The organism is Dyella nitratireducens, assembly GCF_014642835.1.
GTDB lineage: Bacteria > Pseudomonadota > Gammaproteobacteria > Xanthomonadales > Rhodanobacteraceae > Dyella_B > Dyella_B nitratireducens.
Window position 1 is genome coordinate 37,110 of sequence record NZ_BMJA01000006.1, and the last position, 13,079, is coordinate 50,188.

8 protein-coding genes are annotated in these 13,079 nt (G+C 60.3%); 6 read left to right on the plus strand and 2 right to left on the minus strand.

Translation table 11 applies throughout. The features are described from left to right. Window positions 1-86 precede the first annotated feature (86 nt). Genes IEX75_RS22055 through IEX75_RS22065 form a run of 3 tightly spaced genes read left to right on the plus strand, consistent with a single transcriptional unit; the run spans window position 87 to window position 6,074 of the window. The gene (locus IEX75_RS22055) at window positions 87-2,948 is read left to right on the plus strand and encodes a TonB-dependent receptor (protein ID WP_188797838.1); all 2,862 of its coding nucleotides are present in this window, start codon (window positions 87-89) and stop codon (window positions 2,946-2,948) included. A 36-nt stretch (window positions 2,949-2,984) separates the two neighbouring features. Next, the gene (locus IEX75_RS22060) at window positions 2,985-4,829 is read left to right on the plus strand and encodes a glycoside hydrolase family 35 protein (RefSeq protein WP_229721024.1); all 1,845 of its coding nucleotides are present in this window, start codon (window positions 2,985-2,987) and stop codon (window positions 4,827-4,829) included. Between the two features lie 45 nt (window positions 4,830-4,874). After that, window positions 4,875-6,074: a glycoside hydrolase family 27 protein gene (locus IEX75_RS22065; protein ID WP_188797840.1), complete on the plus strand. Its 1,200-nt coding sequence runs from the start codon at window positions 4,875-4,877 to the stop codon at window positions 6,072-6,074. A gap of 86 nt (window positions 6,075-6,160) precedes the next feature. Here IEX75_RS22065 and IEX75_RS22070 read toward each other — a convergent pair whose 3' ends face one another. Continuing rightward, a complete protein-coding gene (locus IEX75_RS22070; protein WP_188797842.1) occupies window positions 6,161-7,147 on the minus strand; it encodes an Lnb N-terminal periplasmic domain-containing protein in 987 nt (328 codons plus the stop codon). Between the two features lie 82 nt (window positions 7,148-7,229). Here IEX75_RS22070 and IEX75_RS22075 point away from each other — a divergent pair, with 82 nt between their 5' ends. After that, window positions 7,230-9,164: an esterase/lipase family protein gene (locus IEX75_RS22075; RefSeq protein WP_188797844.1), complete on the plus strand. Its 1,935-nt coding sequence runs from the start codon at window positions 7,230-7,232 to the stop codon at window positions 9,162-9,164. A 42-nt stretch (window positions 9,165-9,206) separates the two neighbouring features. On the opposite strand, the gene IEX75_RS22080 is transcribed toward IEX75_RS22075, so the two are convergent. Further along, window positions 9,207-10,283 (minus strand): LacI family DNA-binding transcriptional regulator, encoded by a 1,077-nt coding sequence (locus IEX75_RS22080; RefSeq protein WP_229721025.1) that lies wholly within the window; start codon window positions 10,281-10,283, stop codon window positions 9,207-9,209. Between the two features lie 385 nt (window positions 10,284-10,668). On the opposite strand from IEX75_RS22080, the gene IEX75_RS22085 reads away from it, so the two are divergent. Both IEX75_RS22085 and IEX75_RS22090 read left to right on the plus strand, forming a co-directional pair. Beyond that, on the plus strand, window positions 10,669-11,865 hold the full coding sequence (locus IEX75_RS22085; RefSeq protein WP_188797846.1) for a Gfo/Idh/MocA family protein: 1,197 nt from the start codon (window positions 10,669-10,671) through the stop codon (window positions 11,863-11,865). After that, a complete protein-coding gene (locus IEX75_RS22090; RefSeq protein ID WP_188797848.1) occupies window positions 11,862-13,064 on the plus strand; it encodes a nucleoside permease in 1,203 nt (400 codons plus the stop codon). The genes IEX75_RS22085 and IEX75_RS22090 overlap by 4 nt, the downstream gene beginning before the upstream one ends. Window positions 13,065-13,079 lie beyond the last annotated feature (15 nt).

Sequence of the window (13,079 nt, forward strand, 5' to 3'; positions counted from 1 at the left end):
TGCCGACGTAAGGGAAGCACTGTGTCACGCGACATCGCATTCGTTATTCGTGGTTGGCAACGCAGTTCCAACGGGAGGGGTAATCGATGCAACGCAATCCAATGGCGCTTTCGGTGCGCTTGGCGCTGGCGGCGATGGGTATCGCCGGTCTGGCCGGCTATAACGTACAAGCACATGCGCAAACCAGCGCACCGGCAGCATCCACCGCCGCACCGTCCGGCGTAGGCAGCAGCGATGACGGTAGCAGTACGAAGAAGACCGACGACAAGAAAAAAACCACCAGTCTCACCGCGATCACGGTCACCGGCCAGCTCGCTGCCATCCAGCGCGCCCAGTCGATCAAACAGAACGCCGTCAACGTCGTTGACTCGATTTCCGCAGAAGAGAATGGGAAATTTCCCGACCCGAATGTCGCCGACGCCTTGCAGCGCGTGCCCGGCGTATCGGTCAATCGAAGCGGCGGCGAATCCAGCCAGATCGCCATCCGTGGCTTTGGCCCCGATTTCGTGGCCGTGACGATCAACGGCCGCCAGATGGCAACAGCCTCCGGTTCGCGCGCGTTCGATTTCGACGTGCTTCCGTCCGACATCATCAGCGTCGCCCAGGTCAACAAGACCTCGTCAGCGGATATCCCCGAGGTCGATATCGGCGGTGTCGTGGACGTTCAAACCGCACGCCCGCTGGACTTCCACGGCTTTCATGCGACGGGTTCCGCCGCTGGCGTCAACAGCAACCTCACCGGCACCTGGGCCGGCAAGACCACGCCCAAGGTATCGGGCATGGCGGGCTGGACCAACTCGGACCATACCTTCGGCTTTCTGGCCTCCGTGCAGTACTACAAGCGCGATGACACGCAGATCAACACGCAGGCCAATTCCTGGTACGCCAACCAGAATATTTCCCAGCTTTCTGGGTTGAGCAATCCCAATTACACGCATGTCGCCATCCCTGAAACGCTGGCCAACAACGTGGTCAATGAGGAGCGCACCCGCAAGAGCTTCAGCGGCGCCATCGACTGGATTCCGATCGATCAATTGACCGTCAAGTTCGACACGTTGTACGCGGGCTATCGCATCGATCCGCTGGAACACGAATTCGGCGAATACGGCAACGCCAGCGACATCCAGTCGCTCACCACCGATGCCAACAACACCGTGTTGAGCTACGTGCGAAAGCCCGCCGGCGTGATGTCGAACGACTACGTGGTCGCCTACAACCCAAGCGACGAAATCATGTTGCAGAACGGGTTGAACCTGGCTTTCAACGTCGACCCGTCGAGCACCATCAGCCTGGATGTCTCCAACTCCAAGGCCTGGAACAAGCAAAGCCCCTACGGCTACTTCTCGGTGATCGGCACGCGGAATGTCGGCGTCAATCCGACCTGGACCAACAATGGCGACAACGAGCCGCCGAGCTACACCAACATCCTTTCCACCACCAACCTCAACGACCTGTATGCACACTGCTGCAACGCGGGCGGCCAGTCGAACAACGTCACCGAAGGCATTACGCAGTATCAGCTGAATTTCTCCAAGAGTTTTGACAGCGGCATCCTGTCCAACCTTGAATTCGGCGTGCAGGAAAACCGGGATTACAACAAATCGGTGTCGGTATCCACGCCGAACGGCATCCTGTGCAACGCGTACTGCGGTTATGCCGTGCAGGTACCGGCCAACGCCGTCGGTGCGTACATTTACACCCCCCCGGCGCCGATCAGCGGTGTTTCACAGCCGGGACTGCCGACGCAATGGATTCAGTACAACGTACCCGCGTATTTTCAGTGGCTGACGACGCCCGCGGCCTACAATCAATTGACGGCCGACAAGCGCGCAGCCCTGCTCGCCGCACTCGCCCAGTACCACAGTTTCGGGCCACAGGTGAATCCCGGCAGCTTCAACGAGGTGCGGGAAACCGAGAAGGCGGCGTTCGCCAAAGCCGTGTTCGAAGGCACGATGTGGGAAAAGCCCTGGACGCTGGACGTCGGCGTGCGTTACCTGCATGTGGGCTCGGAGTCCCAGGCGATTTTCCAGGAACCCATCAGCTACTACGTGGATCCGAATGACACCAGCGCGAGCCAGGTGGCGTATGGACCGTTGCAACCGCAGTCCGCGACGGGCAGCTATCACAAATGGCTGCCTGCGGTGAACTTCAAGCTCAATCTGCTCGACAATTTGATCTATCGCTTCTCCGTTTCCAAGACCCTGACGCCGCCCCAGCTGAGCAATCTCTATTACAACCAGAGCTTCGGTACGCGCCCGGAATCGTTGACGATCAGCCAGGGCAATCCCAATCTCCAGCCTTATACGTCGACCAACTTCGACACCGGCCTGGAGTGGTACATCGACGACGCCAGCTATCTGGCCCTCGAGACCTTCTACAAACATGTCAGCAACTTCAGCACCACCGTCAGCACACCGGTGGAGTTCCTGGGCCAGACGTGGTCGCTGAGCGAGCCGATCAACTTGAATTCGGCGCGGATCTACGGCGAAGAACTGACCTTCAACTATCAGTTCACGCATGTGCTGCCGGCACCGTTTGACGGCCTGGGCATGGCCTTCAACTACACCCACGTTCAAAGCAGCGCCAACCTGAGTCCCGGCACGATCGCCGCGTCCGGCAAGTTCGCGGTCCCGGGCATTGGCGATTCGGCCAACCTCAGCGGTTACTACGAAAAGGGACGCTGGCAGGTACGCCTCGCTTATAACTGGCGTGGAAAATACCTGGAAAGCATTTCCTACGGATCAGGTGCGCAACCGGCCACCCGCACGGACTACGGCGAACTGGATCTGAGCGCCAGCTACAAGCTCAGCAATCACGTCTCGCTGTTCGTGTCCGGCACCAACCTGACGCAATCGCATCTCTACGATTACTCCGTGTATCCCAATCGCTTCCTCTACGCGGAAGCGGATGGCACCGTGTATACCGTGGGCGTACGCGGCACTTTCTAAGGCAAGCGCATCGGCTGCGCAACGCAAGGGGTTTCAATGAAGGTATTGAAAAGTGTGTCGATGGGTATCGGGCTTGGTCTGCTTCTGTCCGGCCATGTGTTTGCAGCACCGGTTGATGCCGCACATGGCCTGACCATCCAGCAAGGCCAGTTCATGCTCAACGGCAAGCCGTTCCGCATCATCGCCGGGGACATGCACTACACGCGCGTTCCACGTGAGTATTGGCGCGCGCGCCTGAAAATGGCCAAGGCGATGGGCTTGAACACGATCACCACCTATGTGTTCTGGAACGCCCACGAGACCGTGCCTGGCCACTACGATTTCAGTGGCCAGAACGATGTCGCCGAGTTCATCCGTGAAGCACAACAGGAAGGCCTGTACGTGATCCTGCGGCCCGGCCCCTATGTGTGTTCGGAATGGGATCTCGGTGGACTCCCCGCATGGCTGTTGAAGGATCGCGATACGCGCATCCGCAGCACCGACCCGACGTTCATGCAGCCAGCGCAACGCTGGCTGCATCGGTTGGGCCAGGAATTGGCACCACTGCAATACAACCGCGGCGGCAACATCATTGCGGTACAAGTGGAGAACGAATACGGCAGCTTCGGCAAGGACAACGACGCCTATCTGCAGCAGATCCGCAAGGACATCGTCGACAGTGGCTTTGATGCTTCGCTGCTATACACCTCCGACAGCGCACCACAATACGGATCGCTGCCCGACCTGCCCAAGGTGATCAACTTCGGCGTCGGCCATGCACCGGAAAAGCTCGCCAAACTGCATACCTGGCAACCCGGCGGCCCCTACATGGTCGGCGAATACTGGGTGGGCTGGTTCGATCACTGGGGCGGTCCGCACTATGTGATCGACGCCGCCAAAGTGGCGAACGAATTGAACGGCATGTTGAAACAAGGTTATTCGGTAAGCCTGTACATGTTCCACGGCGGCACCTCGTTCGGCTGGATGAGCGGCGCCAACTGGGACGACGACAGCTATCAGCCGGATGTCACCAGCTACGACTACGACAGCCCGCTGGATGAAAGCGGCCGGCCCACACCGAAGTATTACGCACTGCGCAAGGTGATCGCCGAAGCCACCGGCAACACACCGCCAGCAGTGCCGGCAACGCCTGCGACACAAGCCATCAACAACATCAAACTGGACGAATCGCAATCGCTGTGGGATGCGCTGCCCGCGCCGACGGCATCGCATGAGCTGAAGACCATGGAGGAACTCGGCGAATCCTACGGCGACATTCTCTATCGCAAACGCATCGACGCCGCTGTATCCGGCACGCTGCATATCGACGGCCTGCACGACTATGCATTGGTCTATGTCAACGGCAAGCGGATCGGCACACTCGATCGCCGCCTGAAGCAGGATTCGCTCAGCGTAAAACTCGCCAAAGACGACACCCTTGACCTGCTGGTGCAAAACGACGGCCGCATCAACTTCGGCGAGAAGATGGTCGACGAACGCAAAGGCATTCTCGGCGCGGTGACGCTGCAAGGACAAACGCTGCTCGATTGGCAGATCTATGCCCTGCCCTTTGCCGAAAACGAGAGCGTGAAGGTCACACAGGGCGCATGCCATCACGCGCCGTGCATCTATCACGCAACGTTCAATGCGCCGGCATCCGGCGACGCCAACGCCGATACCTTCCTGGATACCAAGGGCCTGGGCAAAGGAATGGTCTGGCTCAACGGCCATCCACTCGGCCGCTTCTGGAACATCGGGCCGCAGCGTACGCTGTACGTACCCGGTGCATGGCTGAAGGCCAGCGGCAATCAGCTGGTGGTGTTGGATCTCTTGATCGAAGGCCAGCCCACGCTGCATACGTTGAAGCAACCGATGCTGGGCACACCCAAGCAAGCAAAATAAACTCCAAGCGTTTGATCCCGTTTCCCAAGTGGTGGAGAAAAATCGATGATGGCTTCCCCTGCATCCCTGCGGCGCACTGCCGCTTCCCTCGCTTTCGTTATCACCGTCGCCGCCAGTGCGGCACCTGCACCCGATACGCAGGCACAGCCGCCGCAGATGGGTTTCAACAACTGGAATTCCACCCATTGCCGCGATGAATTCAACGAGAAAATGATCCGCGGCATTGCCGACAAGTTCATCAGCCTGGGGCTGCGCGACGCCGGCTATCGCTACGTCAATATCGACGATTGCTGGGCCAACTGGCAGCGCGACAAGAACGGCAATTTGGAACCCAATCCCAAGCGCTTCCCCAGCGGCATCAAAGCGCTAGCTGAGTACATCCACCAGCACGGCCTGAAGTTCGGCCTGTACTCCAGCGCCGGTACCTCCACCTGCGAACCGCTGCAGGAAAACCGCGGCTTTCCGGGCGGCCTTGGCCATGAAAAGCAGGACGCTGCGACCATCGCATCGTGGGGTGTGGATTACCTGAAATACGACAACTGCAACAACCAGAAGGTCGATGCCCTCAAGCGCTACACCGCGATGGCCGAAGCGTTGCGCGCCACCGGCCGGCCGATCTTCTTCAGCGTGTGCGAATGGGGTGAGAACAAGCCCTGGCTGTGGGCCGGCAAGCCGCCGGTCGATGCCGGTTCGTGGCGTACCACCGGCGACATCAGTGACAGCTACGCCTCGATGCTGAAGAACTTCAAGCAGAACGTGGTGCTGGACGGCTATGCCACGCCCGGCCACTACAACGACCCGGACATGCTCGAAGTCGGCAACGGCGGCATGACCGATGTCGAATACCAGAGCCACTTCAGTCTCTGGTCGATCATGGCTGCACCGCTGCTGATCGGCACCGACCTGCGTACGATCAAGCCGGATGCACTGAAGATCCTGCTCAACAAGGAAGTGATCGCGGTGGATCAAGACCCGCTTGGCATACAAGGCAAGCAAGTGCGCGATGCCGACGGCATCCACGTGATCGTCAAGCCGCTCAAGGATGGCAGCCGTGCGGTGGCGGTGTTCAACGAAACTGATACGCCGCACGACGTCACGGTTCCTGCCACGGAGATCGGCCTGAACAGCGGCGCCAGCTACAACGTGCGCGATCTGTGGGCGCACTCGCAGGTGAAAGGCGATGGTTCACTGAAGGTATCGTTGCAGCCACACGCAACCGCCATCTATCGCATAAGCAGTCTCTGACCCTCAGACACCGCCCTCCAAACACCGTGTTCCCCAACCGCATGAGCACGAAAATCCGCATCGGGTTTTTCGTGCTCATGCTTTTTTTATGGCTCCGGTGGCGTGCGAATCGCGCGCGAGAAATCATCGTCCGGACCCGTCGCGCGTGCGCGCGCCGTGATATCGCCTTGGGCAGTCAACTCGCTTAGCGGATAGCGGCGATCCAGTGCCCCTATTTTGTAGAGATAGCTCGGCAGATAAGCCGTCAGCAGCAAGCGATAGTCATAGGGGAGACCAGGGTCGATCTGCTTGGCCATGCCGTAAACGATGGTCACGCAGTTGGACGTCACCGTGTTGTAGAACGCCGGCTTCACTGCCAGTTGATTGGCTTGGTGCACGTACGACAGAAACAAGGCATGCATGGCCGGCTTGCTCATCTGCAAGCGAAACAGATGGTCGGTTTCACCCCGCACATTGGTGCGCACGCGGATCACATCCCGCTCATCGGCTGCGACAATGGTGCGCTCGAAGTACTTGAAGAATCCGCCGATCGACGAAAACGATTGATTGCGCCGACGCCGCACCTCGACCGAAAACACCAGGTGCGAACCATCATCGAAACCGAACGATACCAGCGCATGCACAATGCCAGGCATGCCCCATGACGAAAGAATCACGTCGGCGCCGTCCAGATGATCGAGACCATAACGGCGCGTTTCCCAGCGCACGTCGTAGTCGCCGTCGGAGCGCCAGTTGAAGTTGCGCACGTTGTACAACGTAACGACCTGGCCATCGACGCTGCCGGTCAGTGAACGCGATACGTCATCGGCCCAATCGCGATGGTTGGACGGCATGATCGTGCTCCACCACAGCAGGAGCGCTGCAAATGCCGCCGCGTATAGGGCGAACGCCGGAGCGCTCCGACGCCATCCACCGAAGACAAGCAGCACCAACACGAATACCACCCACGCAGCACTGGCCAACCAGCGGAACGCGGCCCCGGGCACCTGATACCACAATGCCAGTGCGCCCCAGGCGCCGGACAACAGGACCGCCGTCACAAGCAGTCCGCGTAACGCCCACGGTATGGACATCGCCATCTCCTCTTCGACACTGGCCCATGGATAATAGAACGGCAACGACCACTCATCCCGCCTCCACCCCATAGGGGACTCGATGCAAGGCCGCACGCCACGCTGGATTCTGCACATTCTCGTCATGACGGCCCTGCTACTGACCGGCGGCTGTGCCATGGTGGGTGTGCACCATATCGCCCAGAAGGATTACACCGCGCAACGCCGCAGCGATGTGTTGAACACACGCACGCTCAGCGATAGCACGCTGCAGTCGCTCAACGTGGTGGCATTGAGCCGCGACGAATGCGCCGCCAATTTCACCCGCTGCACCAATACCCTGCTTTACTCCGACGGCCTGGACAACGAGCGGCGTCTGTCCGCCTTGGCGGAGTTGTGGCTGGCGCTTGCCATGCAATCCGAGCGAGACAGTCCGGATGGCAGTGTCAGCGACAAGGCTTTGAATGCCTATCTGCAGTCGGCGCGGTACGCCTACGCCTATCTGTTCTACACGGCACGCCACCCTGGCGAACGCGCCTTCGAAACACGCCAGTCGCAGGTGCTGGCTTTCTACAATTACGCCACGCAACGGGCCGTGATGCGTTTTTTCCAAATGCTGCCCACGCTTGGCACGGACTGGAGCCGCGCGCCTATAGCAGGCTGGGATCTGCTGAAACCCGATTCGGATGTCTATCTGGGCTCAGGCGACCGTATTCCGCGCGAACTGATACCCGCCGAAGGTCTGCGCTTCAGCGGTTTGCGCAACATCTATCGCCGCGACGGTTTCGGCTCGGAATTCGTGGCCATTGGCGCCACGCCAGCCTTCAGCGGCCCATGGCGCGAATCCAACTATGTGCCGTTGACCGCGGTACTCGAATTCCCGGGCGACACGCTGCAAAGCGTGCTCGATACGCACGACGTGCGCGTCTACGCCAAGAACCCCTATCTGGACAGCAGCATCCCGCTGGACGGGCAGAGCATTCCGTTGGCGGGCAATTTCACCGCCCCCTACGGCGTTTGGCTGGCGCAATCCGGCTTTGCAGGCGAATCGCTGCGCGCGTTGTTCGGCCGCGGCGGCTTGAGTAAACCGGAAGTATGGCTGATGCAGCCCTACGATCCGAACCGGCTCACCGTGATCATGCTGCATGGCCTGGCCAGTAGTCCGGAAGCATGGATCAACGTCGTCAACGAGGTGATGGGTGACGAACAGCTGCGTCGCACTTACCAGGTATGGGAGGTCTACTATCCCACCAACGTGCCGGTGGCCGTGAACCTGGCGCAGATCCGCCAGGCGCTTGACAACACCTTGCATCACTTCGATCCATCCGGTACAGCGCCCGCATCCCATAACATCGTATTGATCGGTCACAGCATGGGCGGCGTGATTGCACGCCTGCTGGTCTCATCCAGCGACGATAAATTGTGGAGCATCGTTACCGAACGTCCTGGCCTTTCCACGGCCGACAAGCAGAAGCTGCGGCAGCGCCTAGCTCCCTATTTGCAATTTTCACCCATGCCGCAAGTGACTCGCGCCGTCTTCCTCGCCGCGCCACATCGCGGCACGCCTGTCGCGCGCTGGAAACTGGCACGCTGGATTGCCGGCCTGATCCGCCTTCCACTGACGCTGCTTGAGGAAGGCAAGAACATCACCGATGCAATGCAAGGCAAAAACGCTTCCTCGACATCCGTGCGGGTGCCCAACAGCATCGACAACCTCAGCGATAGCGATCCTTTCATCAAGGCCGCCAGCACGCTGCCGATATCACCCACCGTGCATTACCACACCATCGTCGGCGTGTATAAATCGAACGCACCGCTTACTGAGACCGATGATGGCGTAGTGCCTTATGCCAGTGCACATCTGGACGGTGCAGATTCCGAGCTGGCCGTGCCGTCCTGGCACAACGTCCAGGACGCCCCTCAAGCCATCATCGAATTGCGCCGCATTCTCCGCCTGCACGCTGCCGCACTCCATTGCACGCCGCCGGAAAACGGCGAGCCGCTTGCCTGCGCTACGCCGTCGTCAACCTCGCATTGAGCGAAGCGCCTGCAGTTTTTCGCGGCAGGTTTCCGCGGCGCACTATCCGCGCTTGAGCGAGCGCGGCGCCGTGGATCCCCGCACCACCAGATCCGCCGACAACACGCGCTTGCGCGGCGGCACGGCAACATCATTGAGCAATTCGATCAGCATGGTCGTGGCTTCCCGACCCAGTGCATTCTTCGGCTGGGCGATGGTCGTCAACGCCGGCCATGTATAACGCGCGAAACGAATGTCATCGAAGCCGACCACCGACACGTCCTCCGGCACACACAAGCCATGCGAACTCAGGGCGCGCATGGCGCCGATGGCCATTTCATCGTTGGAGCAGAACACCGCACTAAACGGTTGCCCGCGTGAAAGCAGCAACTCGATCGCGCGCTCTCCGGCTTCGATCGAAAAATCGCCTACCGCGGCCAGCGCGGGATCAGCGGCAATACCCGCCCGTTGCAGGGCACGCTGATAACCCAGCTCGCGATCGACACAGATCGGGCTCGACGGCGGACCGGCAATGAAGGCGATATCGCGATGCCCCAGTGTCACCAGATAGTCGACTGCAGTGTCTGCCGCCGCGACGTTGTCGACATAGACACTGGATATCTGGCTGTCCTTGACGTACTCGCATGCGTTGACCACCGGCAGGCGGCCCTGGATCGGAATGGCCGGCACGCGCGGGGACATGGTGATGATGCCGTCGGCTTGGCGCGCTGCCACCATGTCGGCGTAGGCCTGCTCACGCACCAGGCTGCTTTGTGTTTCACCCAGCAATACCGAATAGCCACTCTCGTGCGCCACCTGTTCGATGCCGCGAATGACTTCGGAGAAAAACGGATTGGCGATGTCGGGCAGCAAGGCAACGATCAGTCGCGTGCGCGCCGTGCGCAAGTTGCGCGCTTGTGCATTGGGCGTGTAACCCAGGCGCTTGACGACTTCGTGGATGTGCTGGCGTGTCGTCTCGCTGACAATCTCGGGCCGCTGCAAGGCGCGCGATACGGTCGCCACGGAAACGTTCGCCGCGGCGGCGATCTCCTTCACCGTCTTGCCACGGGCAGGTGTTCCGGCGGCCGGATGATCGCCTTTGCCGCGCTGCCGCTTGCGTTTGGATCCGTCCGCACTCACTCGCTCAACCTCGCTGATCGCCTTTGCATTCAGGACGATACCACCCGTCTTTCGGGCGGCAAGCACCTGAAGAGCGCGCCGTCCAGGTGCTCAGTCTAGCTTATCTTTGTGCAGTGCAATGTAATGGATTACATAAAATCGTTGCATCCGCCTGTGCGTATCTGGTACATGTTTCGTCGATTTTTAGCGTGCCTTTACGCAGTAAGCCGAGCAACTCTTCGTCTTGATCGGAAAATCGCATCCTCATAAATGTAATCGAATACATTTTCACGGGATGCGCGGCACCGGGAGGGGAAATGGCAGGATCTGGATCAACCGGCAGTCCATCAGCACCAAGCACGGCGCCTGCGCTTCGCGTTCCTTTTCCCTTCCGGGAGATGTCTCGATGAAGAAACTCGGCATGGGCCTGGTTGGCCCGGGTTTCATCGCTGCGCATCACCTGGATGCCGTACGTCGGCTGGGCGACGTGGAGATCATCGGCATTGCCGGCTCCAGCCTCGACTCCGCCAAAAAACGTGCGCGCGAGCTGGGCGTTGCGCGCGCTTATGCGAACTATCAGGCCTTGCTGGCCGACCCTGCTGTGCAGGTGGTGCACAACACCACACCCAATCATTTGCACAAAGAGATCTCGCTGGCGGCATTGCATGCCGGTAAACACGTGATCTCGGACAAGCCGCTCGCAAGCAGCGTGCAGGAAAGCCGCGCGCTGTTCGACGCTGCGCGCGACGCCGGCGTGGCCAACGTCGTCACCTTCAACTATCGCGGGCACGCGCTCGTGCAGCAGGCACGCGCGATGATTGCCAAGGGCAAGCTCGGCGCTCCGGTGCTGGTGCATGGCTGTTATCTGCAGGACTGGCTAACCGACGAGCGAACCTATACCTGGCGCCTCGATCCCAAGTTGGGTGGCGTCAGTTCCGCGCTCGGCGACATCGGCTCGCATTGGTGCGATCTTGCCGAACACGTGACTGGCGCGCGAATCACCAAGGTATTGGCTGATTTGCATACAGCCGTCCCCGTACGCCAGGCAGCGGTCACCTCAGCCAAAGCCTTCGCCAACCAAACCAAGTCCGCACCGCGTCGCAACGTCGCGATCACCAGCGAAGACATCGCCAGCGTATTGCTGCGCTTCGACAATGGCGCGCGCGGCAGCCTCATCGTTGGCCAGGTGCTGCCTGGCCACAAGAACGATCTACGTCTGGAAGTGAATGGCCGGCTCGCCTCGCTGGCATGGCAACAGGAAAAGCCCAACGAACTGTGGATGGGCCATCACGCACAAGCCAATACCTTGCTGATGAGAGATCCGGCCCTGCTGGATGCATCGGCACGCCGTTACGCGCACTTGCCTGCAGGCCATCCGGAAGCGTGGGCCGATGCCTTCCGCAATCTGATCGCTGATGCCTATGCGTGGATTCGCCAAGGCGGCAAGCCGGAGACCAAGCCTGCCGCACTGCCGAGCTTCACCGATGGCTATCGCAACAGCCTCGTGATCGACGCCATGCTCCGTAGCCACGCGGCAGGCGGTGTTTGGCAAGACGTCGATGAGCATCGCGAACCACGACAAAAACAGGGGAAACGCGGATGAAATGGCGCCTGCGCTTGATGATGCTGTTCGAGTATGCGATCTGGGGCGCGTGGTACGTCACCGTCGGCACCTGGCTCGGCAAGACGCTGCATTTCAGCGGCGAGCAAATTGGCGCCGTCGCCGGCACGACGGCGATCGGTGCGATGATCTCGCCCTTGTTCGTCGGCCTGCTCGCCGATCGCCTGTTCGATACTCGCCGCGTCTTGGCGGTACTGCATGTCATCGGCACGGTGTTGCTTGTCGCTGCCGCAAGGCAAAGTTCTTTCCCTGCGCTGTACGCCATCCTGCTCGCCTACAGCCTTTGCTACATGCCGACCTTGGCCTTGACCACGTCGCTGGCGATGCGACACATCAATGATCCCGGCGAGGAATTCGGTGCGATCCGCGTGTTCGGCACCATCGGCTGGATCGTCGTGGGCCTGATCGTTGGCGCATGGGGTGTGGAAGCCACGGCATCGCCCTTGTACCTGGCCGCGGTGCTGTCGCTGATGATGGCATGCTACTGCCTCACGCTTCCGGCAACACCGCCACTTGCCCATCATCAGCGTTTCGAACTGCGTCACGCGTTTCCCTTCGAATCGCTCGAGTTGCTGCGTGGCCGCTCGATGGCGATATTCGCACTCGCTTCGTTCCTGATCTGCATTCCACTGCAGTTCTACTACGCGTTCACCAACCTCTTCCTCAACGACATTGGCGTCGTCAACGCCGCCGGCAAGATGACCGGCGGGCAGATGTCGGAACTCTTCTGCATGCTGCTCATCCCCTGGTTCTTCCGGCACCTTGGCGTGAAATACATGCTCGCCGTCGGCATGCTGGCCTGGGTGCTGCGCTACGCCATGTTCGCCTTCGGCGCGCCAGGCGATCTGATGTGGATGCTGTGGATCGGCATCGTATTGCACGGCATTTGCTTCGACTTCTTCTTCGTGGTCGGCCAGATCTATATCGATCGCGAAGCACCACCCGTCCTGCGTGCAGCCACGCAAGGCCTGATCACTTTCCTGACTTACGGCCTGGGCATGTTCGTCGGTTCCTGGGTCTCCGGGTTGGTGGTCGATGCCCATACCACAGGCGCCGCGCGCGATTGGCGCCCCATCTGGCTATTCGCCGGCACCTGCGCTGCGTTCGTGTTGGTGCTGTTCGCGCTGCTGTTCAAGGATCGCAAGAGCAACGTCGGAAGCGCGGCTACGGTTGTCAACTGACGCCCCCTATCGCCC

Bases quoted from the DNA above. Each gene is read 5' to 3' on its own strand.
- IEX75_RS22055 (WP_188797838.1), top strand. From the start codon at position 87: ATGCAACGCAATCCAATGGCGCTTTCGGTGCGCTTGGCGCTGGCGGCG.
- IEX75_RS22060 (WP_229721024.1), top strand. From the start codon at position 2,985: ATGAAGGTATTGAAAAGTGTGTCGATGGGTATCGGGCTTGGTCTGCTT.
- IEX75_RS22065 (WP_188797840.1), top strand. From the start codon at position 4,875: ATGATGGCTTCCCCTGCATCCCTGCGGCGCACTGCCGCTTCCCTCGCT.
- IEX75_RS22070 (WP_188797842.1), bottom strand. From the start codon at position 7,147: ATGTCCATACCGTGGGCGTTACGCGGACTGCTTGTGACGGCGGTCCTG.
- IEX75_RS22075 (WP_188797844.1), top strand. From the start codon at position 7,230: ATGCAAGGCCGCACGCCACGCTGGATTCTGCACATTCTCGTCATGACG.
- IEX75_RS22085 (WP_188797846.1), top strand. From the start codon at position 10,669: ATGAAGAAACTCGGCATGGGCCTGGTTGGCCCGGGTTTCATCGCTGCG.
- IEX75_RS22090 (WP_188797848.1), top strand. From the start codon at position 11,862: ATGAAATGGCGCCTGCGCTTGATGATGCTGTTCGAGTATGCGATCTGG.